13 protein-coding genes and 2 tRNA genes are annotated in these 23,717 nt (G+C 49.4%); 4 read left to right on the forward strand and 11 right to left on the reverse strand.

The features are described 5' to 3' along the window. Positions 1 to 204 precede the first annotated feature (204 nt). A complete protein-coding gene (locus ACES2G_RS06295) occupies positions 205 to 474 on the forward strand; it encodes a hypothetical protein (protein WP_374001584.1) in 270 nt (89 codons plus the stop codon). A gap of 33 nt (positions 475 to 507) precedes the next feature. Here ACES2G_RS06295 and ACES2G_RS06300 read toward each other — a convergent pair whose 3' ends face one another. The 3 genes from ACES2G_RS06300 to ACES2G_RS06310 form a co-directional block, all read right to left on the reverse strand. Then, on the reverse strand, positions 508 to 822 hold the full coding sequence (locus ACES2G_RS06300) for a hypothetical protein (protein WP_347357998.1): 315 nt from the start codon (positions 820 to 822) through the stop codon (positions 508 to 510). 146 nt (positions 823 to 968) lie between these two features. Further along, on the reverse strand, positions 969 to 4,127 hold the full coding sequence (locus ACES2G_RS06305; RefSeq protein ID WP_374001585.1) for a S8 family serine peptidase: 3,159 nt from the start codon (positions 4,125 to 4,127) through the stop codon (positions 969 to 971). Positions 4,128 to 4,303: 176 nt separating this feature from the next. Continuing rightward, positions 4,304 to 5,140, reverse strand: a complete 837-nt coding sequence (locus ACES2G_RS06310) for an alpha/beta fold hydrolase (RefSeq protein WP_374001586.1) — start codon at positions 5,138 to 5,140, stop codon at positions 4,304 to 4,306. A gap of 82 nt (positions 5,141 to 5,222) precedes the next feature. Here ACES2G_RS06310 and ACES2G_RS06315 point away from each other — a divergent pair, with 82 nt between their 5' ends. Together ACES2G_RS06315 and ACES2G_RS06320 are read left to right on the forward strand one after the other, a co-directional pair. Beyond that, positions 5,223 to 5,660 (forward strand): MarR family transcriptional regulator, encoded by a 438-nt coding sequence (locus tag ACES2G_RS06315; RefSeq protein ID WP_347358001.1) that lies wholly within the window; start codon positions 5,223 to 5,225, stop codon positions 5,658 to 5,660. An 81-nt stretch (positions 5,661 to 5,741) separates the two neighbouring features. Further along, positions 5,742 to 6,410, forward strand: coding sequence for a hypothetical protein (locus tag ACES2G_RS06320; protein WP_347358002.1), 669 nt, complete (start codon positions 5,742 to 5,744; stop codon positions 6,408 to 6,410). 2 nt (positions 6,411 to 6,412) lie between these two features. On the opposite strand, the gene ACES2G_RS06325 is transcribed toward ACES2G_RS06320, so the two are convergent. From ACES2G_RS06325 to ACES2G_RS06335, 3 genes are all read right to left on the reverse strand, one after another. After that, positions 6,413 to 9,244, reverse strand: a complete 2,832-nt coding sequence (locus tag ACES2G_RS06325) for a hypothetical protein (protein WP_374001587.1) — start codon at positions 9,242 to 9,244, stop codon at positions 6,413 to 6,415. A gap of 86 nt (positions 9,245 to 9,330) precedes the next feature. Beyond that, on the reverse strand, positions 9,331 to 17,070 hold the full coding sequence (locus ACES2G_RS06330) for a Calx-beta domain-containing protein (protein WP_374001588.1): 7,740 nt from the start codon (positions 17,068 to 17,070) through the stop codon (positions 9,331 to 9,333). 173 nt (positions 17,071 to 17,243) lie between these two features. Further along, entirely contained in the window at positions 17,244 to 18,476 is a 1,233-nt protein-coding gene (locus tag ACES2G_RS06335; protein WP_374001589.1) for a S41 family peptidase, read from the reverse strand. A gap of 279 nt (positions 18,477 to 18,755) precedes the next feature. Here ACES2G_RS06335 and ACES2G_RS06340 point away from each other — a divergent pair, with 279 nt between their 5' ends. Next, positions 18,756 to 19,517 carry a DMT family transporter gene (locus tag ACES2G_RS06340; RefSeq protein ID WP_374001590.1) on the forward strand — a complete coding sequence of 254 codons (762 nt, stop codon included), beginning with the start codon at positions 18,756 to 18,758 and terminating at the stop codon, positions 19,515 to 19,517. A gap of 315 nt (positions 19,518 to 19,832) precedes the next feature. On the opposite strand, the gene ACES2G_RS06345 is transcribed toward ACES2G_RS06340, so the two are convergent. The 5 genes from ACES2G_RS06345 to ACES2G_RS06365 all read right to left on the reverse strand — a co-directional run bounded on the left by ACES2G_RS06345 (position 19,833) and on the right by ACES2G_RS06365 (position 23,674). Next, a tRNA-Glu gene (locus ACES2G_RS06345) sits at positions 19,833 to 19,908 on the reverse strand. A 27-nt stretch (positions 19,909 to 19,935) separates the two neighbouring features. Continuing rightward, positions 19,936 to 20,011, reverse strand: a tRNA-Lys gene (locus ACES2G_RS06350). A gap of 153 nt (positions 20,012 to 20,164) precedes the next feature. Continuing rightward, positions 20,165 to 21,463, reverse strand: a complete 1,299-nt coding sequence (locus ACES2G_RS06355) for an adenylosuccinate synthase (RefSeq protein ID WP_374001591.1) — start codon at positions 21,461 to 21,463, stop codon at positions 20,165 to 20,167. Between the two features lie 61 nt (positions 21,464 to 21,524). Further along, positions 21,525 to 22,511, reverse strand: coding sequence for a D-2-hydroxyacid dehydrogenase (locus ACES2G_RS06360; RefSeq protein WP_374001592.1), 987 nt, complete (start codon positions 22,509 to 22,511; stop codon positions 21,525 to 21,527). Then, positions 22,508 to 23,674, reverse strand: coding sequence for an alanine--glyoxylate aminotransferase family protein (locus ACES2G_RS06365; protein ID WP_347359598.1), 1,167 nt, complete (start codon positions 23,672 to 23,674; stop codon positions 22,508 to 22,510). The genes ACES2G_RS06360 and ACES2G_RS06365 overlap by 4 nt, the downstream gene beginning before the upstream one ends. Positions 23,675 to 23,717: the final 43 nt, after the last annotated feature.

The following is a 23,717-nucleotide window of genomic DNA, read 5'->3' on the forward strand; positions in this document are numbered from 1 at the left end:
TGCAGTGAAAACGGTTGGACGGTGCCGGCTAAACTTTTATTCGTTCAAAAGAATGTCGCCGCTGTAAGATCAAGATGTACTTTCACATTACTTGATGCCTTTAGACTGGTGTTAAAATTAAGGATGCAACATAAAAATTAGGACCAAAGACGAAGAAAAAGTGAGCGGGATGCCAGAGCTCCTCGACTATGGTGCAATAGCGATATGAGTTTGGAAGCGTACTTTCAAAATTTGATAGAGCAGGCCGAATCTTCGGACGAGATTTCCAATGCAGGTAAGGACAAAGACGGGTTTTACAAGCCTACGAAGACGATTCTTCTGCGGCATTTAAATCTGTTGAAGGACCTGCACGCAAAGCCGCTTGCAAAAAAGATGTGTCAGGCATCCTGGGTGTATGTGACAGAGCATGTGCCGCCAGAATGGCTGATTGCGGGCCCGGAAGAAAAGATGGCGTTAAGGAAAATGCTGGAATAAAAAAAGCGCAGAGATCTTCTGCGCTTTTTTATGTTAGTTCTGACACTGAACTGTTGCGAAGTCTGTGTCCGGCAAACGATCCATCCACCAATCAACACAGCCACCAGAATCATACTCACTGCACTGAATTTCTTTTGCAGACAAAATTCCATCAACACAAGTTCTGATGCGGGAAACAGATTCGCAAGAGTAAGCTGGTCCCAAAGATTTTGTCGGTTGGGAACTGTAGTACAACTTTACTGTAACACCGTTTGGAATGACCAAGCCATCAGCGGAAACGCAGTTTTGTGCTTGAGCGGTTTGGGCCATTGCAAAAGACGCGACCAGCGCCATTAGAAGTGCTTTCATGGGTTCTCCTTGTTAGATTGCTGGCGCAATATAACGAAGATAAGCCATAGATGTTGTCAGGAAATCGTCAGGGTCGTGTTGAGAGAATGTAAAGCTCGGGGATACTGCTGATACATTCAGCAATATCCCCATTGAAAGAGGATCTTTTATTCTTCGGAATTGTATGTTGCAGGAACAACTTGTGATTGAGCATCCTCAATCAGAACATCACGGACAGATTTGTTTTGAGGTGCAAACAAGATCAGATCACCGGCACCATAGCCTTTTACCAGGGAAATGCTGGTAGTGCCATTGCCTTCCAGCTCTACCACTTCGGGCAAGTTAGTGTACGCTTGAGCCATTGGGTTGGCAGAGATCTTTTCCCAATTATTTTCATGCGCACCCAGATAGTCGTCATACTCCACCGCGCCATTATCCTGGTGAGTGGTGGAGATCTTGATATTAAGCTCCCCTGTTGGTGCATAAGACAGCAGGGAAATATCTGCTTCAATAATAGCTAAAGTGGAGTTGTCAAACACGCCCATTGGACGGAGATCAACAACGGCTCCGGTATAGTCCTCTTTGGCTTTCTCGGGGTTGACGGCGTATTGTTCTTCGTACTTCTTACGCATCTCGCGGGCTTGATTGCCATCCAGAAGCAGACTGACGAAGGATTCTTCTGTCAGGCCAGGAAGATCCGAAGCGGGCATACCCGCCAGTTCCTGGTCGGCCTTGCCATCACCGTCAGCGTCGATTTGCACATTCACTTCACAGCGGTGCCATGTCGTCATGCCTTCAAACAACTTGATGGCCACTTGCAGAACACGACCACCGTCTTTTTCAATCACACGGTAACCGGCAGACTGCATATCGCAGTTACGGTTGTGTGCCAGGTCTGGTTTCTTTTCTTTCTTGCGGCTGTCAGAGCCCACAAGATTAAACAGATAAGCGTCGCCCGCGTTCACGCTGGCGTTCTTCAGTTGAAGTTCTGCCAGGCTGCCAGCGCTGTCGCTAGAGGTCGTGGAGTGAACAACCAAGGATGTTGCTTCAATTTTGGAAATTTGACGGGCCACCGCCAAAGCCGGCAGCTGCACCAACACGTCCTTGTCTGAAACAAGCTTCAAGAAGCCATCCAGCTCGTCGTTGGCAGACGCCATCAGGGAGCCAGTGATTTTGGCTTTCACCAAAACTTTTTTGCTTTCGCCAGCGGCCAGGGTCACGGAAGGCGCACTGACTTGCAGGGCTTTGTGACCATTCCATTGAGGCGTCACAGTGATGGATTCAGAGCTGATATTTTTGATGGTGATTTCCTGAGCCAAAGTTTTCTGCTGCTCAATGTCCGTCAAACCGAAGGACAAGGTTGCAGGAACTGTCACAAGTTTGGCATTCAGGGATTCTGCCACTTGCACGCGGCCTGCGCCTTGGCGGCTGACAGAGTAAGTTTTCTTTTCCGCATCATGGATGACTTTACCATGAGCCAGAAGAACAGATTTCAACTCGTAAGGGTTCAAGGCAGAGTGCTTCTGCTTGAGAAGTGCCATCACGCCAGCAATGTGCGGGCCCGCCATGGATGTTCCTGACATGGTAACACCTTTGTCACCGGCACCACGAGCTGCAGAAATAATATTGGTACCCGGGGCAGAGATTTCAGGTTTGATCACACCGTCTTCAGAGCGTGGGCCACGAGAAGAGAACGGGGAGATCGTGTCCACCAACCAGGCCTTTTCCACTTTTGCAGAGGTTTTAAGGTCCGCAATCACGGTGCCTGTTTTTAGTGCTGTTTTGATTTTATTGGCAACATCCAGAGTGATCATAACGGCTGGGATCTCGAATTTGCCTTCACCACCCATGACGATGGCATCACCCGGAGCATTGTTGGCAATGATCACCGCCAAAGCACCAGCTTGTTGACCACGTTTGATTTTATCTGCAAAAGCCACAACTCCGCGATCAATCAAGGCGATCTTACCTTTGATTTTCTCGGCTGTTTCTGCATCGAAGTCCTTGTCAGCCACGCCGACAAACACCACTTCTGCCTTGGCATCGGCCACTTCCGCCAGCGGCTTGGAAACCGCCCCTTCAATAGCTTCACCAACAAAAGATTCGGCCCCTGCTGTAAATTCCACAGCTGGGAACAGGACATTCTGATTCATATTGTCGATACTGGAAGCCACAGAGATCGCATCATCAGACACGCCTGGCGCGCCCACGATATAAGATTGATCACCCGAGTTGCCTCCGGAAGCGACCACAAGGGTTCCGCCACGCACAAGATTTTTGATGGCGTGGTTGTACATGATATGGGGATTGCCGTAACCGCTACCCAGAGACAGGTTGACGACATCAAGCTGGTTGGCAAAGCTCAGATCACCTTGAGGGTCGGCAGAGTATTCCAAAGCAGCGATGACAACTTCGTCACTGGTAGAGCCTTTGGCGCCAAAGACCTTGATGGCATAGATATCCGCATCCGGAGCCACACCATCATAAGTGTTCACGCCATCACCCAAGCCAGCCACAGTCCCGGCAACGTGAGTTCCGTGTGTTGCCTCGTCCAAAGGGTTGGCGTCAGGAACCGGAATACGTTTCATATAATCTGGAGAGCCGGAGTTGTACGCTGAGCCCACAAGGTCTATTCCGCCGACAACTTTTTTGTTCGGGAAGGAAGCATGAGGCTGGGAAGGATCAACAGCCGTGTAGGCTTCCTTGGTGCCTTCGCCGCCAAACATTTTGTGAGTATAGTCGACACCGGTGTCAATAACACCAACGCGCATGCCCTGACCGCGGATGTTTTGTGCGTAGGCGGCTTCGCTGCCGATGAATTTCACGGACGTGTTGTTGCCAACCAGGCCTTTTTCGTTGATCTCTTCGTCCTCTTGAGGGCGGGAGAAGGAACCGGATTGTTCCGACATTGTGATGTTTGGAAGCGCTTTGATTTTTTCAAAGACTTCCGCCGGAGCCCAGATTGCCATACCGTTCAAAACGCGTTTGTAGCGGATCAAAATGCGGATTTCTGGAGAAATTTTTTGAAGTTCGGCAATAGTTTCGGCCTGTTCGGCTTCGATAGCCTTCAAAAGCTTTTTGTCGACAACGACTTTGCCGTCTTTTCTTTGAGCTGTTTCCAGCAGGGCCGGATGGGAAAGCTTGATGATAAAGATATACGGTTCTTCAACAGTGGGACGGGTGCTGTAAAGACCTTCCAGGAAGTCGGAATTGAAGATCGCACCTTGCGGGACCTGGGCAGAAGGGCTGCAGGCTGTGAATAGCAAGGCTGAAATCAGCAGGGATGAAAAATATCTTAGCTGTGTTGTGGTTTTAAACGCTTTCATTATCTGCCTCTTTCGTTTAAGTGCCAAAGCGACACCGAAATCGGGTTAAATCATTACCAGTCGGACAGTATTCCAAGAATCGTGCCGGGAATTTTGCTACCGAAACAGGCAGATTTTGTAGTGCTTTAGGGGGCTTAGCGCAAGGGAATTGCCGCTCAATACAGCGCGTTTGTTTGTTATTTTGTCTTCAGCCAATTCACTAAGAGGTTGTCAAAGGCTTCTGCCTCTTCAAGCTGTGGATAGTGGCCGGATTTTTCAAAGACATTTACCGTGAAATCTCGGGAAGATTCTCGCAGCTCGTTCCATGTCCAAAAGGGGGCGACTCCATAGTCGTGCAGACCGCAAGTTAGCAGAACAGGCGCGTTCAGTTCAGCCAATGCCTGGCGGGTGTTGTAATCGCGGAAGACTTCGCCATAAAGATAGTCCATGGCGTCGTCATTCACTTTCACATCCTTCCACAAGTGCGAAGCATCGAAGTGTGGATTAAACCAACTTTTGGTGTTCAGGGCCTGGCAATAGGTAATAAATTTTCGCCCCGGTTCGGCCGCTGATAATGGATATTTGATTTGATCTTTGTTGAATTGGTCTTTGCGCTCGGGTGTGACGGCTTCGTCCCAACGGCGAAAGGCTTCAAACATCGGAGCCCCATGGCTGGGACCTGTGCAAATCAAGATCACTTTGCTTATTGAATCGGGATAGCGTCTTGCATACTCCAAAGCCAGATACCCATGAGCGGAATGGCCGATGACGACGGATTTGCCAAAACCGCAGGCTTTGCGCAGGTCCTCAATGTCTTCGCAGATTTTACCAAGGTCATAGTCGGCAGGGGTGAAGGGTTTTGCTGTTGGCGCAAAGCCGCGGTAGTCGATAAAGCCCATGCGAAGATGTTGCCGCAGATCTTCTGAAAAAGTGCGGGGATAAAACAGAGCTGAGCCAAGGATCAAGGTCTCTGTGCCGTGGCCCTGCACCAGGTAGCTCAGATTGAAATCGTCCTTCGTTATTTGACCTGACAATGTACTTGAATCTTTTTCCATATAGTTGCAATATACAACTATATGGTTGCTGTATGCAACCAAATGAAAAGGCAAGGGTAAAATGTCCAAGAATGATTCAGAACTGCTGGGAATATGTTTGGCAGACACGCTGGTGGCCATGAAAAGATATCTTCTGATGTCCTTTGAAAAGACCCAGGCCGCCATTTCATTTGAGGAGTGGATGAATCTGCGTCCGCTGTTGAAACAAGCACAAACCCAAAGAGATCTTGCCTATCATCTAGGGAAGGACAAAACCACGGTTTCTCGGTTGCTGGACGAATGGGAAAAAAGAAAGTTGGTACGACGGATTCCCCATACAACAGATGGCAGGACAAAGTTGATCGAATTGACGCCAGCAGCTCGACGGATGCATCAAGAGCTTGCAGCACTGGTCAGTGAGGCGGATTTGAAGTTCTGTTCTTTATTGAGTGGGAAGGATCGGAAACTGATGATAATCGGGGCGGAAAAGATTCGTCAGGCTTTGCACGAATGTGAGTAACACCTTGAATTCCAAGGGGCTGTCAAACCGGACTTGCGGGTTGTTGTTTGGCAGGTATCATCGGGGATAGAGAGGTCTTTAATGAAATATAGTCTGGCGATTTCGGTTCTGTCTTTATTTGTTCTTCAATCTCAAAGTGCATTTGCAAAAGAAATCCCAGTGCAGGCCAGACTCTTTGCCGGGATGACCACGGTGAAGCCAGACAACGTGAATGAAACCATCGAGGCCCAAGGTCTTAAAAAAATGGATGGAATAAGTCAGTTGGGAGTGGAGATCACATATCCTGTGATGAAGTATCTGGACGTTGGCGCCCGTTATGCCAAGAAGATGGCTTCTAGCGGAGAAGAGTTGGTGGTTGCTGCGGATGACTATCAGGCACGCTTGGACCAGGATGCCTTTCTGTTGATCGCCCGGGTTCCTCTTAAAAAGTCAGATTTTATCAGGGTGGATATTTTTGGTGGAGTCGGTGGCACCAACACCTCATTTAAAGTAAAAACCGCAAGTCTGGATGGCGAACTTAAAAAGAGTGTCGGGGATGAGTGGTATGCTTCTCCTTATGCCGCTGCTGGAGCTTCGCTGGCTTTTGGTTATAAGAAGTTCTATCTGGTCCTTGAAGCCGGCTATGAATACAACAAGATCGACGGCTTTAAGAGCTCGGGGAATCCGGGCAGTATTGATACCTTGGATCTTTCTGGTGGCTACTTCACACTTGGCCTGATGTTTGATGGCGTGCCGGGGACTGTGAACTAGTTTTAGAACACAGTCAGGTTTGTACCGAGGAAAACTTCGCCTTCTCCTTCAGAAGGGTCGACTTTCTGGATATAGCGCCAGCCGAAATCAAGCGGAATGGTTCTGAATATCATGGTTTGCGCAATCAGCTCCGCACCATAGCTGTTTAAGTCAGTGTCTGCAGAGGCAATGGTGTATTTTGTGTGATCGAAGTACACATTCGCATACAGTCGTTTAAAGTAAATCCAAGCCCCCAGGTTATAGTCCGGATATGAGAAGGGGAAGAGATACTCGAAGCTGCCTTTGGTAAAGCTGTCAGCCGGTTTGTATTCAAAGCCACGGGAATACACGTATCCTAGAGGATTGAAGATGGGGGTTGGGAAAATATAATTTCCAACACCGTCACGGTTGGTCTGCCCACTTCCAGTCAGACGGATGCCGTGATTTTGAACGAAACTTGGCAGATACAAAGTCAGTTCGCCAAAAGTACGATATGATCCCGGTGCTTCTTCGGAAGAAACTCCGCTGACATCCTCATACAACAACTGGGCCGTGAATCCCAAAGGTGATTGCAGAGCCCGGGTGGGTGCCGCTTTTTGGTAGGTGAAAAGTAAAGTGGTTTGTTGATCCAGATAGGTCGATGCTCGAGACCCAGGGATAGAAACGTCATTCAGGCGGAAGCTTTCTGTTTTAAGCACCTTTCCGGAATAACCAATTTGAATCTGTCCACTGTATAAGTGATTTTTGAAGAAATAGGGAAGTGTGACCCCCAGGCCATAAGAGCCTTCGCGCCAAGTCAGGTCTTGAGTGGTGCCCATGACCTTGGCGCTGCGGTTGCGAATGTCACCCAAAAGACTGAAGACAGGCCAGTACTTTTTGAAATCAATTTGAACGGATGTAAACGGCGTGTTTTCTTCGCCATCTGAACCAATCAGGATATGACTTCCAAAGTCACGCAGGTAATTGTCTGTGGTAACCCCCAAAGAAAGACCTCGTCCACCCAGGACGCTCCAACTGTGGGGGATGAACCCGCGACTGTCGATGGAGTCATAGTCCTCTTCTTTGTACTTGTCTGTGTTAGCGGTATAAAGCTTTTCCTGATCTACGAAGGACACGCGTTCAAACTTGTTGTAGTTGTCGCTTGGGTTGTCACCCAGGTAGTTATAGTCCACCAAGGCCGAGGCTTCCATCGGAGCACAAGAGTTCAGCTCAGCCTTTTGCGTGCGGGCACCATAAGGTGTCTCTTCGGAATAATAGAAGGCAGAGCCCACAAAAGTTGGCGCATAAGCGGAAATCTTACTGGTCGTGCATTGGGCAAACTTGTTGTCGTTCAGGAGCAGATGAATGATCTCCGTGGCACCTTTGTATTGGGCCTCAAACAGAACTTCCCCCTGGGAATTGGCTTGCACAGAGAAAACATTATTGCGTGAAAACGGCAGCAGGGTTTTGTATTTGTCAGAACCGAACTGTGCTTGAATCAAAGCTTTCTGTCCGGTTTTGGAAATGGCAATCGCAACGAATTCATCTTTGTTTAACGGGGCGGCTTCGATCAGGTCAAGACCTGCAAGATGCAAGGTTCTTTGTCTGTCTCCATTGAGGGAAAACTCTTGGATGTTCCAAGTCATCTTTTTGGTGAATTCCGCAGCCAGAATGTTCTTGCCGTCCTGACTGAATTTAGGATTGTAAAGGCGATGATCCGAGGTGATGTACTTCAAAGTACCTTTGCTAAGGTCTGCAAGCACAAGATCGGCAGAGCTTTTAAATCCATAGCGTGGGTCCCGAACATAGTCCGTATAGACGGCGGCATCCTCAAAGAAATCAATGCGTGTTAGATCCTCGGAATAGGGGACTTCCACGATTCTTTCTGTTCCGTGCGGGGTGCTTTTGTAAATAGCTGGCAGGGTATTCAGATCAGACCTGACAAAATAAAGATTTTTTCCGGTGGCTTTCGGGTTGAAGTCCAAGGTGTACTCGGTTTTTGGCAGATCCTGGAAAGCATCCTTGGACCAGGCCTTGCGAAGTTCTTCAAATGTTTCGTAATAGAAATCGCGGAAGTTATCGCCAGTGAGTTCCTTGAACGCAGACTCAATTCTAAACGGAGTTGGAGCATGAGCGATTTTGTCAGTCAGTCTTTCCCACACTTCGTCACCATATATCTGATAGGCATTGGAGATCAGAATATAGCCGTAGACATATTGGTTCACCAGGGCGTCCCGGTAAGTACCATTGACAAATTGATCATAGGTGGGTGTTTCTCCGGCCAGCAGAATCCCTTTGAGGCGGGCAAGGAAGCGAGGCGAACGGCCGCGACCACCGTCACTGTAGCGGGTTTCTGCATAGACCGCATCACCTTCCGCCATCCAGGATTTTTTAGCCAGGGCATCCAGCAAGGTGATCCCCATATCACCAAAAAGGTAGTCAAAGAACTTTACGGTGTGTTTGTTGAAATCATCCTGTTGCTGGACGTGACGATACTCGTGGATGGACAGGATCTGCAACCATTCCAAAGAGCCTACGAACGGGCTGTACGCACCGGCATTAAACCACTCCGTGCGTCGCGGGCCACGAGTCACAAATCCATTGGGCAGAGCCATCTCATTGCGGATAATCAGCGTTACTTTTTTTGGTTTTTTGATGCCATAGTTCAGGCCGACTACGGACGAGTAGTGCTCAATCAGATTGGCAACATAGACCGCCTTGGGGCGGAACTCTTCGGGATAGATGACTTTGACGAAATCGTTTTCGATGCTTTTCCAGTTCAAGGACGGGGAGCTTTGAGAATTGGTAAAATCCTGAGCCGCAGAGATTTGCGGAAATATCGTCAAACACGCCATCAGCGCCAAAAGCAGTTTCATAGAGTCACCTCGCCGCCCAGTTTTATGGGAGCGCGGGAGGTTAATCAACAGACTGTTTGTTGACGCAAGAAGTTGTTGTGGCGAGGCTAGTTAGGGAACGGACCTACTGAGATGGGCGCCAGGCGGATCGGTTTTTTATTGGTACCCAACTGAGCATTGGAGTCCATGCCTGAACAATACCAGTTGCTGCCGACCTTTCCGCAGGCTCCATAGGAGTTGCGAGGCTCAATATCGGTGACCGTCCCAAATGCGTTTAAGGTCGTGAGTGCAGTAGGGGAATAGTGGAACTCATTGGTCAGATAATCATTGAGTCCGTGATTGTCGAAGCGATTGAAGCCCCAGCAATAAGCGGCACCATTTGCAATCATGCAATGGCTGCTAGAACCACCTTGTATCTTAGTGATATTAGTGAAGCCCGTGATCTCGTTTGGAGCAGCGATGGCATTAGCTGTTGTGCCATTACCTGAATAGCTTCCCCAGCATTTTATCAGGTTTGTACCAACGCGTGCGCAGGTTCCATAGTTAGTTGTGGAGATCTCGTCAACGCCTGTTAAGCCTGGGATCTGCACTAGGCCGGGACGGGCGGTGGTGTCCCCTTGGCCCAGTTGCCCATTAGTGTTGTGTCCTGAGCACCATACAGTTTTATCAGTTTTAAGCACGCAGGCATGATAAGAGCCAAGGCTGACTTTGGCATTATTGGATCCAGCCTCCGTGATTTCTACAGGGTTTGTGAAGACGACATTAATAGGCTGGTTGAATATTTCCCAATGGTTCAAAAGACCCCAGCAGTATAATTTACCCGAAGCAATCGCACAAACAAAGTTGCTGCCTTGAGAGGTGGCGATATCGGTCGCCCCAGTGCTGAGGCCTGCCGGTGTGTTCGGATTTCCCGAAGTCGAACCACTGGCGCGAATATACGAGCGACCCCAGCATTTGACGCTTCCGTTTTGAAGGGCGCAACTTCCATCAGGAGCGGTGACGATTTTAGTGACTCCTGATTCCATATTTTTAACATCGGTGGCGGCCAAATACAGTCTGTCAGTCAGAAGATTTCCGACTTTGGATTGATTATTATCCCCAAGACACTTCACGCCGCCGTTGAAAATTCCGCAGGCGTGCTCGTCAAAAATAGAGATGGCGCTGGCTCCGGTAAAATCAGGACTCAACACATGGGCATTACTTTGCAGTATTTGCTGGTCTCCCAGTTGACCGAAACCCGAGAAGCCCGTGCAGTAGATCTGTCCGCTGCGAATGAAGCAGGTGTGCGCGCCGTGTGCAACGTCAACAGCGGTAACCCCCGAGGAGGCACCCACCACGGGGCTGAGTGGGACATTGGAGCTTCCTGTGGGCTGATTGATACCACTTTCACCAAAATAGTTTTTACCTTTACAATAAAGCTGACCACTTACAGTCGCACAGAATTGATAGCCGTAGGCAATTTCCGAGGCCCCGGCTAGCTCTGCCATCAAGGTTGGGGTGGACACGTCAGCGGTGGACGAACTGTGAATTTGATAGTCGCCGTTGTTACCCCAGCAATAGACCTGATTACTGCTATTCTTCGCACAAGTTCCATAAAGTCCGGCCCACACATCAGTCGCTGTACCGATGCCAGTCACAGCCTTGGGGGTACTGACTAGAGAGATAGTACCATCGCCCACTTCGCCATTTTTATTTTCACCCCAACAGTACACCACACCCGCTTTTAGAACGCAGGCATGCACCCAGCCCATGGCAAGCTTTTCCACGCCAGAGGAAAGTGCCGGGATGGCTACAGGATTCGTGGTTGATGAAGTTGTTGCCGGATCTCCCAGCAGGCCGTATTCCTTTGCGCCCCAGCAGTATAAGGCACCACTCTTCACGGCACAAGAGTTCACATAGCCAATGCCCACATCAGTGACCCCAGAAGTCATGCCAGTAACCTGAGTAGGAGCCCAGCGGTTTCCTGTGCTATTGGTGCCAGTCAGGCCGGCTCCAGGGAAGCTGCCTTGGCTTCCGGTCCCCCAGCAATACAAGGCCCCCGTGCTGAGAACGGCACAAGTATTGGCATATTTAACGGAAATACGCGTGACTGATGCTGGAAGTGGAACTTCCAAGGGCGAAGAGCTTGGACGATAGTTGCTTTGTCCAAGCGCCCCTGTGTTGTTGAGTCCCCAGCAGTACATCTTACCGTTGCTGGCAAGGGCACACGTGTGGTTGTCGGCAACTTTTACTTGCAGAGCATCTTTCCCTGCAGGGCTGTCGTTATCATTGATGTAGATGTCAGCATTGGAAATATAAGAAGTCCCGCCCGTGACACCCGTGATTTTGATCGCCACACGTTTATAGAGTTCGTCCACCGTATTGTCGATCGTGGTCAGACTGCCGAAGGAAACTGTGGTGGAGCCACTTGGAATCGAAGCAGTGCCCGACGTCGTCGTCATCGTGTAGTCAGTGCCTGCCACGGCGCAGTCGACACCTGTGCAGACATCTCGGGTCCAGTTGATTGCCACAGCCCCCTTGTCAGTCGGGTGAGAGATCGTGGCAATCAGGCCTGTAGAGGCTCCTTCAGTCACGAAGACATCCTGGATCGTCACCAATGGAGGATCCTCGTCGTCAGTGATCGTGACGGTGTGAACGGTGTTCGTACCCAGTGAACCACCGATGGGAGAACTCAAGGTGATTTTAAATGTCTCGTCATATTCTTCAGTACTGTTATCCAGAATCGGAATAGAGATGTTCACAGAAGTGCTGCCTGCGGCAATGGTTGCAGTGCCATTAACAGCAGTGTAGTCATTCCCCATCGTCGCGGAAGGAGCCGATCCGTTGGAGAATGTGTAGCTCACACTCACTGCAATATCTACGGAAGAAGGGATGCTGACTGCCACTGTGTGGGTAGGGTCATTGTACTCAGAAATAGAGGATGTGGTCGCCGTGAACTGAATCGCCGGGGAGTTTTTTGTCCAAGGCGCTGTCGTGGCGGCGGCATAAGTCTGCCAGTTGCCCGCAGTATCTTTTCCCACTACGCATAGCTTGATGCTACCATTGGCAAGGCCGGAGATATTGTCGGTGATATTGACAGTGTGAGAGATCTCGGAAGCTGAGTATCCCGTCGCCACCGTGCAATCTGTGGAACCCGCGACTCCCAGTTTGTATTTGTAGGCAACCACATCACTGCCATTTACATCAATATTCAGAGCGTACTTGGCACTGGAACCCGTCGGCTGCCCGGAAAGAGTCGCCGTCGGAGGTGTGTTGTCAAACGTGATGGAAGCCGAACTTGCCATCACACTGACGTTGCCCGCAACATCCTTCACCCAGGCATAAAGGGTCTTTGCTTCATTCACAGTGCTGACCGTAAACGTGGTTGGAAGTGCAGCCCCCGCAGTCCAAGTACAGGATGCCACGGCCGTGTTGTTTTCCATAATACAGTAAGAAGTCGGACTGCCGCTGACTGCAGAAGTAATATTAAAGGTCGTGCTGTTGGTCGGAGTTGAGTTAGTGACAGTAAACGTCGTGATGCTTGGGGCTGAGGTGTCAATCACAATGGCCTTGTTCGTACCCAAAGATCCGGCACCGCCTGTCGCTGGCAGGGTCAAAGTCGCATTGTTGTTGGCGGCATCTTTGATACTGGCTGAGCTGATCGTCAGGGAGTTGGTCGCAACATAGTTCAGATCAGCCGCGGTATCGGTGGCTTGAACGGTATAGTTGAACACCAAGATCGTCGTACCACTGCCAGAGGCATATGATGCTGAACGAGCTGGAGTGGTATTGAGGGCGATCAGTGGAGTTCCGGCAACAGTCACATTTTCACTGAAGGTCACACGGACATCAATCACATCGCCAATGGTATAGGCACCATTCGCCTTATTTGAAGTGACGTTCGTGATGGTTGGGGCCGTTGTATCAATGACCAAAGCACTGGAACAGCCCGAAGTGATCGAATTCCCGGCAGTATCGGTGGAGATCACCTGATAAGTGTAAGTGGTACCGTTAGCGCCAGTAAAATTAGAGGTCGTAGCGGCGCTGGTCGCAGAGTTTTCAGTGCCAGTATAGGTGTTACACGCCGAGCCGGTATAGAGGCGGACTTTCTGGGAAGCCAGATCCGGGCTTGTGGATTTGCTCCATTGTGCCACAAGAGCTGTCGTGTTTGTCGGACTGCTTTGCTGCCAAGTCAGAGAGCTGGCGTTCACAGGGGCGGTGACGTCATAAGTGACAGTGGCATCCGTCATGGTGGAAGCATTGTTGGTATTGCCGGCTGGGTCGCTGATTTTACCGGCGGCGATGGAAGGAATCAATGTTCCTGCGGTGGTCACCGCTGTTGCCTGCAAGGTCCATGTGATATTGTCAGAAGTCGTTAAATTCCAAGTGATACCGGAAGCCGTACCACCTTGAGTGATATCCGCTGCAATAAAGCTGCTTGGATTGATCGCCTCGGTGAAGACAATCGTAAATTCGGTAGGCAGAGTATTCGTCGGATCGGCCTGTCCTGCCTTTTGATTGATCGTCAAAGAAGGCTTGGTGGTTTCATAGGAAATCTGGTTGTCTGTGCTGGTGCTGGCGGTGTTGTTGTTACCCGCGACATCTGTCAGCTTATTGGCGCCGATGGAGGGAATCAGGGTGCCGGCACCTGTGATAGCCGTTGCTTTCAAAGACCATGTGATATTGTCTGAAGTTGTCAGGTTCCAGGTGATGCCGGTGGCGGTCCCGGATTGAGTGATATCAGCCACGGCAAAATTTGCCAACGCTTCGCTGGCCACAATGGTGAACTCAATAGGCAGGGCGTTGGTCGGATCGGCCTGTCCTGCTTTCTGATTGATAGTCATTGTCGGCGCAATCAGATCTTGAGTCCACGTGACACTGGTTGCGGAGGTCAAAGCTTGTTCGACGCTGGCAGAATTTTTACCGATCACGCAGATCTTAATATCTGTATTCCCCAAAGCGCTGACGGAATCCGTGATGTTCGTAGATGATGAAATATCCGCAGAATATCCTGTCGCCACGGCGCAGTTTGTGGAGGCAGCGACGCCAATTTTGTAGCGATAGGACTGAACGTCGGCTCCGGCGACGTCAATATTTAAACTGGTCTGGTTGGATTTACCCGTGGGTTGACCCGTCACCGTGGCAATCACCGCTGAAGTATTGACGTTGAAGATAAAGTCATTGTTTGTGGCCGCTGTTGAGTTTCCAACAGCATCACGGGCGGAAACACGGACAGTATATTGAGTTCCATTCGTCAAAGTACAGCCGGTGAAGGTGTGCGAAGTGGTGGCTACAGTTTGCTGTGCACATACAGAGGCCGAGGCATCGCTGCTGCGAATTTCCACCAGATATTGTGTGCTGCCATTTGCAGCGGCCCAATAAGCTGTTGCGGTAGAACCATTTGTCAGCCATTCATCCTGAGTTGAATCCGTACCTCCGGTGATCCCGGCGATGGCAAAGGCTTCAGGTGCCAGAGTGTCAATTTCAATATTCTTATTAGCAGACAGGGAGCCGGCCGCAGCAGGGGCAGGTAGTGCCAGTATCATGTCATTGCCGAAACTGTCTTTCAGGGTGCTGCCATTCAATGACAATGCATTGACAGATTCATAGTCCAGATCTGCGGAATTATCACCAGCCAGCACAGTGTAATGGAAGAGAAGAGTGCCCGTACCACTGCCACTAATATATGTTGCAATTCGATCTGTCGAACCGGTTTCAATAAGAAGCTCAGGGGTGCCACCGGAGACAGTCACAGCTTCAGTGAATTGCACAGAAACCGGAACCACTTGGCCTGCTTTGTAGGCCCCGTTTGCAAGGGATGAAGTCACAGAAAGCACTGTGCCCGGCAGATCAAGGGTGTAGGCCGCTGTGCCAGCTGCGGAAAGGACATTGCCAGCCAGGTCTGTCAAAGTGGCTTTCGCAGTCAGTGTGCAGACTTCGGCATTGGCTGGCGGATTTGTCACCGTCAAATTCACAACAGCCGAAGTGGCAGTGGCCGCAGAAACACCGGCAATGGAAACAACTCCGCTGCCAGAACACGCAATGCCCCAGTTGCCAAGGTTTTCCACGGAAGAAGCCAACATGGTTTCGTTGAAAGTCACAGTGACCGAGTTTGGCAGGCTTGAAACCGTGCTGGTTGCAGGATTTGAAGAAACTATAGAAGGCGAGGTGCGATCCATCAAAAGAGCGCTTGAACACGCGGAAACAGAGACGTTTCCAGAGGTGTCGATCACAGTAATATTATAAGTGTAAGTGTCCCCATCAAGACCAGTGAAGTTGCGAGTCGTGGCCGAGGTCGAAACAGAAATCGCAGTGCCTTCGAGTAGCAGACAGGTGGCATCTTTATAGAACTGAATTTTTTGATCTGCGATATCCGATGACGGAGAAAGGGCCCACTGCGCGGTGACCGGAGTGGCTTTGGTGGGAGAAGACTGCAACCAGCTTAAAGAGGTCGGAAGGGCCGGCGCGCTGGTATCATAGGTCACTTGATTGTCGGTGGCGGTGGAAATCGTATTCAGATTTCCAGCCAGATCAGAAAACTTGTCAGCGTTGATCACGGGTTGGATCACACCATTGCTATCCACACCTGAAACAGTCAGATCATAGTGGGTGCCATCAATCTTGGTTAAAGTATAGCTATTGGCAGACGCAGATCCCGTGAAGCTGACATCAGCGTCCGTCAGCGAACTTTCAGCAATAGGCTCACTGAACACCAAAGAGAATCTGACGGGCAGTGTATTGGTTGGATCGGTCTGACCCGCCTTCTGGCTGACAACAACGGTCGGGCGGATTGTGTCATAGTTCCAAACATAGCTGGTGGCGACGGCTACTGGCTGCCAGAAGTTGTTGGCGTCTTTTCCGACCACGCAGATTTTTAGATTCTGATTGGCGAGAGTCAAAAGACTGTCAGTCACCGCTGTGCTCACCGGAAGCTCTGCGGAATAGCCCGAAGTCACCGTGCAATCTGTACTGGATTGAGTTCCGACTTTGTATTTGTAGTGGGTGACATTGGTTCCGGCGACAGTAATGTTCAGATCATCGACGTTGCTTGGATTGCCAGGTTTTCCACCCAGCACGGCGGCAACCTCCACACCCAAGCCAGAAATATTTAAAGATCCGTTATCTGACTGAACAGGGTTGTTATAGTTCCAGGAAAGACTTTGGGCATGGGTATTTACTTCGGTCGGACTGTAAGTGATGACCACAGTACAAGAGCTGTGACCGTTCAGGATGGCACTGCACGTTCCGCCGTTGCCGGGGAAGCTTCCGCCTTTAAAGGCAAACGGAGCATTCAGAACACTCAAGTTCAGATTTTGAGCTGCGGCATCGCCCGAGTTTGAAAAACTCAAAGCGCGTTCCACGGTGGTGTCTTTCAACTGCGGTCCGAAATCCAGGCTAGCCAGGGTCGCATTGACCTTGGCCTTTGTGGTTTTGTCTTTGACCACGAAAGAAATGGAGTTTCCTTCAAGATTGGAAAACCGGTCGCCCGAGAAGACGAGCTCGAAGGATTCATCACTTTCGATTTCGCCGTCACGAAGAGCTTTGATGATAAAGCTGATGGACGTCGCACCCGGCTGGATGATCAATGTGCCAGTCGAGGACTCAAAGTCACCGTCAGTGTCGTTCAAAGTCCATTGCAGGCTTTCAGCTTTTAAAGTCACGCCGGGAACAGATGGAGTTTCAATCGCCAGGCTGATCTGATGACCGATACCTTCATCCAGAGTCACAACAGTGCCGGACTCAACCGTGATTTTTCTGAAGATTTGATTCTCGGATAGCATTGGGGTCAGCGATGCATCCATGCAACCAGCAAGGGATAGCATCACAATGAGCCAGATGTTTATTAGATACGTACGGGCGTTAGACATCTTGGGTATCTTGTCGGCTTTTTAACGGAAATATTGAGAAAAATTAGAAGAAAATAAGTCAGTAAAACAAGAAGGTTAGCTCATTATTGAAAGTCTGAAATGTGAGGTAATTGGTCGGGGATTGTTGCGTATTGAAACACTCGCCTCTCTCTTGGGGAGTCGTCGTTAAGATCTTAAAGGCCAAGAGCTTTTTCCAAGGGGTCTTCGTTCGGAGAAATAAGAATATGTGGAGGGTACCCTATGCGCTCAACTCTTCTTTTGTCTTTATATTCAAAATAGGTGCGGGCAATTGGAATAGTAAGGTGAGACTTTGGAAGCTGGACGAGGCCGATACTACCAAATTGTACCATTCCGGCAGTTCGTTCGCCCATGACGGTCACATGAGGATGAAGTTCTAAAGATTCAAGGAAATGTTCGCAGGCTGATGCGCAAGTTTTGTCGACGATAACGATGATGGGATGGTTGAAGCCTTTTTCTTCAAGGCTTGAAGGTTCATCTTCGTAAGTATTGATCTCTTGCTCAACATGATCTACGTAGTCGCTGGCGTCATACCACTTTTTTTGTAAAGATCCTTCCGCATATTCGTTGTAATTCCAAATCTTGGTAAAGATATTTCTATTGTTTTTGCGTAATTCCGCCAGTTTTCTTGGATTGGATATGATGGTGACATTTGTTTGTAGTTGATAAGATGCGGCGCCATTTAGGCTGTAGGTACTTTTTTTAGGGGAAGGGAAGTATTGGATATAGTTGTTCTCCCGATATTCTTCTCCCCACAGTCTTGCTGCAAGTTTATGCGGAATCGAGATGAAGCCGCCGGAGTTCCCTCTAAGATCAAAGATAACTTTCTTCGCATCGCCAATTTTTTCGTAGAAGGACTCAAGGTACTCCAGGGTGTTTTTGTCTGCTAAAAAAGTGGGGATCGTAACCATGAGAGTCTGGCGATCTTTTTTGTCTGATTGAAACTCTATTACAGCTTTGCAGTTGTCCCGATCAGGAATCGAAGCGAGATATCTTGTGGGAGCTATTATATACGAGTTTTCAGGTGTATCCACACTGAGATGACCATCTGGGAAGGTGTCGAGGATTTCGGACAACTCCTTTCTAAGGAGCTTCTGCGAAAGGCCTTTGGAGTGAAGCTTAGGCAGCTTTTCAATTTTATCTTTCATTGCGGCGTACTCGGCGGGATAAGCAATTTTCCCTGCATAAGCAGAATCCATAGCGAACATCAAAATCTCGATGTCATGTTGGAGGTCTAGAGCTGTCAGGGTCTCCCGTGGAGAGTCGGTGAACTCGGTAATATCGAGGTCTGACGCGGAAAAATCTTTGTCTCTGTTTGCTGTAAGGTACGAGGTGGTGACTCCCGCGATGAATACCAAAATGAGGCATGTTTTGAGAGGCTTTGTCATGCTCTTGGTATCGGATTGAGTAAGAGAATTGTTTAAACAAATTATGTTTACATCATTATGGTGGGCGATTTGGGTTTAGATCCAGCAATAATAGAATTTCCGTCCGCACTGCGTAGCTATCTCTCATTACAGGCTTGTGGGTTGATGTTGAGCTCTTGAAGGATTTAGCATTCAAGAACTACTAGCTTGTGAACGGAGCCATCCATTAAAACAGTTCAGCTTGTCACTTTGTCCGGTCTTGCCTTGATATGCTTTGCGGGAAACTCATTGCTTTGTCGAATGGCTTTGCGATCCGGATCTATTGATCCTGCGACCTTTACCGTTGTTCGTTTGTTTTCGGGTGCGATTATTCTTTTTGTACTTGTTGGCGTAAAGCACTCAATCTTATCTTGTGGCGTGGGTGGTTCTTGGAAATCGGGGATTGCACTCTTTGTCTATGCCGCTGGATTTTCCTGGGCGTATATCAATTTAACGGTGGCAACGGGCGCATTGATTCTTTTTGGATGCGTTCAAGGGACTATGATCGTTTCGGCTTATTATAAAGGCGAACGCTTTGGTGTACGTCAGGCACTGGGCTGTGTGCTGGCGATTGTGGGGCTTGTTATTCTGCTATTGCCAGGTCTTGCGGCACCGGCGCCTGTCAGTGCGATGTTCATGACGATGGCGGGAGTATCCTGGGGTGTTTATTCTTTGCTTGGAAAATCTTTTTCTAATCCTCTTGTTGCGACGGCAGGAAGTTTTCTTCGGGCGCTGCCATTTGCTTTGGTGATGGGGCTGATGTTTTTATCTCAAGTGAAGGCTTCTTCTTATGGAGTGATGCTGGCGTTTGTTTCGGGGGCGTTTACGTCGGGACTGGGGTATGCGGTTTGGTATAAGGTGCTTTCGCATATTAAGTCATCGACGGCGGCGGTGGTGCAATTGTGTGTACCGGTATTGGCGGCGCTTGGGGGAGTGGTGTTGTTAGGGGAAGTGTTGACGGTGAGGATGGTGGTCAGTGCGGTGCTGACTTTGTTGGGGATTGGGATGGTGGTTTTGCGGTAGTTGCTGATGTGGGGGCGGCTGGCTTGCTTCTCGCTTTGCTTGAAGCTCGCGAGTTTGGCTCTCGGTTTTGCGGGGGGATGGGGCTCGTCGCATCCGGCTCCTCGGGGCTTTGCCCTGCGCTTTCGCGCACCCTCGCGCTAGCTTCCTGCTAGGGCGAGTGAACCCCTGTGTCGGCGCACGACGCTTCGCTGGTGATTTGTGGATTTTTTTGCGCCGACCTTTTAAGTTCAAAGCCCCTTGGGAAAACCAGAGCTGTGAGTAAAAATAAAAAACCCGAATCTTTCGATTCGGGTTTTTTATTTTTAGTAACAAAATTGGCGTTCCCAAGGGGATTTGAACCCCTGTATCCTCCGTGAAAGGGAGGTGTCCTAGGCCCCTAGACGATGGGAACGTGTAGAGAAAACAACGAACTAAAAAATGGTGGCTCGCGATGGATTCGAACCATCGACCCCTTCATTAAAAGTGAAGTGCTCTACCAGCTGAGCTAGCGAACCACTGTCCGTTTAGGAAGTGCTAATTTGTAGTAAGAGGGGGACAAAGTCAATACGATTTCTTGCAGTTTTTTAAAAATTTTTGCGATTTTTTGATAAAAAAAAGGCCTTTGCTCAAGCTCTGAGCAAAGGCCCCATAAAAACTGCTAACTCTGCTTAATTGTTGAACAAAGGCTTGACCCACAGTGTCTGCTCGCGGCCCGGTCCGACAGAAATAACATCAATCGGCGTGCCCAATTGTGAGCCCAAGTAGTCGATGTAGTTCGTTGTTGGGCGCGGAAGATCCGAGAGTGTTTTTACTTTCGACAAATCTTGTGTCCAACCCGGGATCCATTCGATCACTGGCTCCACTTTTTCCAACTCATAAGGGGAGGTTGGAAGATCTGTGATCACTTCGCCATTTAATTTGTACGCTGTGCAGACGCCAATGCGATCATGTCCTGTCAACACATCGAGTTTCATCATCGCCAGATTCGTAATGCCATTCACGCGGATCGCGTATTTCAACGCCACCAGATCCAACCAGCCACAACGACGCGCGCGTCCTGTGGTCGATCCGAACTCATGACCGTCCATTTGCAGTTTCTTGCCGATTTCATCATTCAGCTCTGTCGGGAACGGACCGCTGCCCACGCGAGTCGTGTAGGCTTTAAAGACGCCAATCACTTTTTGCACGCTGGCAGGGCCAATACCCGCACTTGCGCAAGCATTGGAAGCCAAAGTGGAGGAGCTTGTTACGAATGGATATGTTCCGTGCAGAATATCCAGCATGGTTCCTTGAGCGCCTTCAAACAAAACGCGTTTGCCGGATTTCAAATTCTTGCTGATGAATAAAGAAGTGTCTTTCGTGCGGTAAGGAGCCAGCTCCTCTGCCACAGCCAGAAGGTCTTTGATCAGATCGTCAGCTTTGAAAGTGGAACCTTTGTAGTAGTTTTCCAGCATGAAGTTCTTTTCAGTCAGTGCCAGTTCCAGCTTCTTTTTCAAATTTTCTTTGTCGAAAAGATCACCGAACAAAATCGCACGGCGAGAAGCACGGTCTTCATAAGCCGGGCCGATGCCTTTTCCTGTTGTGCCGATCTTGCCATCGCTCAAAGCCGCTTCGCGAGCTGCATCCAGAGCTTTGTGATAAGGCAGAATCAATGTTGCCGTATCAGAGATCAAAAGTTGTTTTGGATTTTGCAGATAGCCGGTGTCTTTCAGTTTTCTGATTTCATCGCGGATAGAGAAAACATCAATCACCACACCAGAAGCAATCACGCACGTTGTTTCCGGGCGCAGAATTCCACTGGGAACCAAGTGCAGAACAGTTTTTTGACCGTTGACCACCAGTGTGTGGCCTGCATTGGCGCCGCCTTGATAGCGCACAACCATGTCCGCTTTTTCCGCGAACACATCGATCAGTTTACCTTTACCTTCATCGCCCCATTGAGCTCCGACAACTACTACGCCTGACATATAACGTACCCCTTAAAACAGACCCTAAAAATGTCTCTCAAACAGGGGGATTCAGGCAAGTTTATTCGCCCTTAAATGGAGCCGCCCCATACCATGGCGCCCTTGGTGGGAGGGTGTCAGAGGTCGAACCGTCCACAAAAAACGCCATAAGCTTATTAGCTGCAATCTGGGAGGCTTTAAAGAACGCGTCTTCTGTATTGGCTCCAATGTGCGGAGTCAAAACCACGTTCGGATATTTCAACAAATTTGAGTTTCTATGCAGCGGTTCTTTTTCAAAGACATCCAGCCCCACGGAACGCAGCCAGCCCTTTTCCAAGGCCTCGCACAGATCGTTTTCATTGATTACAGACCCCCGAGACGTATTAATCAGAACAATGCCCCGGTGGATGTATTCGAATTGCGAACGGTTGAGCATATGCTCTGTTTCCAGCGTTTTTGGCACATGGAAACTTAAAACATCAGCGGTCTTTAATACTTCCTCGTAACTTAAGCGCGGAATATGCAATCGTTCAAAGACGTCGTCTTCTTGATACGGGTCGTAGGCTACGACGTTCATGCCAAAGGCTTGCGCTAATTCCGCGACACGGGACCCTATGCGGCCCAAACCAACAATACCGTAAGTGCGGCCGGTCAGCTCCATGCCGGTGATAAGATCACGGTTCCAGTCGCCCGCTTTTACCATCTTGCTGGCTTGAGGAATGTTGTTCACACAATTTAAAACCAAACCCCAGGTCAATTGTGCGGCGGACTCAATGTTTGCAGTCGGGGTGTGCATCACCGTGACGCCCCATTTTTGAGTGGCGTCCAAGTCAATGTGATCAAAACCGCTGGTGCAAGTGACGATCAATTGCAGTTGTCTTGCTTTCTGTAAAAGCTCTTCATTGATTTTTGTGCGACTGCGAATGATCAGGGCATTGGCGCTGACCAAATGCTCCAGTGGCAAATGTTGGGGACTGTCGCTGCGAACCACTTCGAAATGGCTGTGTTGTTGCAAGTACAGATAGCTGTCATGAGCAAAGCGGTCCGTAATCAGAATCTTTTTCTTCATGGATTTTGCTCCAGCCAGTTTTTCGCCTCTGTCGTGATGTTGGAAATATGCTCCAGTGACATAAAGTCCGGGTCAAAGTGACGAAGTGTATGTCCCAGACATTCAATCAGGCGTACCATCTCGTGGTCCTGGATATAACCCATGTGACCCACGCGGATGATTTTTCCTTTGGCCTGATCCTGGCCGCCCATGATGGTGATGTTGTGAACTTCTTCCAGGTGCAGACGGATTTTTTGCCCATCCATTTGCGGAGGCACGGTCAATGCCGTGACAGAATCACTTGGTGACTTGGCATAAAGGACAAAGCCCAGCTTCTGTGCAAAGTGGCGTGTGAACTCGGCACGGCGATGAATGTCATGGAAAAGTTTATCCAAACCTTGCGTGGTAATCAGTGACAGCACCACATCCAGCGCGCGAATGATCGCGACGTTGGACGAAAAGAAAGTTTCCCCGGCCGAGTTGGCTTTTTTCTCTTTACGGATATCAAAATAATAGCGCGGGCATTTGGCGTCGGGAATAAATCTCCAGGCTTTCTTCGAGAAAGAAACAAACGCCATTCCCGTTGGTAGCATAAAGGCTTTTTGTGATCCGGCCACAATACCATCAATACCCCACGCATCCATCGGCAAAGGGTACGCACCCAAGGCTGTGATCGCATCCACCAGCAATAAAGTGTCGGGATAATTTTTTGTCACGGCAGCCAGTGCTTCAATCGGATGCGCCACCCCAGTGCTGGTTTCGCAGGCTTGGCAAAGAACGGCGCGAGTATCAGGATATTGTTTTAGAAGTTCTTCGATGTCGGAAACTTTGACGGCTTCGCCCCAAGCAACATTGTGAGTGATAACCGTTGCACCAAAGTATTGCGCCATATCAGCCCAGCGCTCGCCGAATTTGCCTGAAACAATGGCAATAACTTTGTCGCCCGGCGAAAGGGTGTTCACCAATAAGGTTTCCATCCCGCCAGAGCCGGTGGAGGTCAGAAGGAAGACATCCTGTTCCGTCTGAAAGACAACCTTGATGTCCGCTAAAACTTTTTTCAGGATCTTATCGAATTCCGGCGTGCGGTGGTGGATCATAGGAAGTGCCAGAGCTTTGCGCACCTCAGGATGAATGTTCACAGGCCCCGGAGCTAACAAACTGTAATCGTCTTGAAAAGTTGTCATTTTTCTTCCTTGATTCCTTGCTAATTTTATACTCAACTGGGCC

The organism is Bdellovibrio bacteriovorus (genome assembly GCF_041888015.1).
In the GTDB taxonomy this organism is placed as follows: domain Bacteria; phylum Bdellovibrionota; class Bdellovibrionia; order Bdellovibrionales; family Bdellovibrionaceae; genus Bdellovibrio.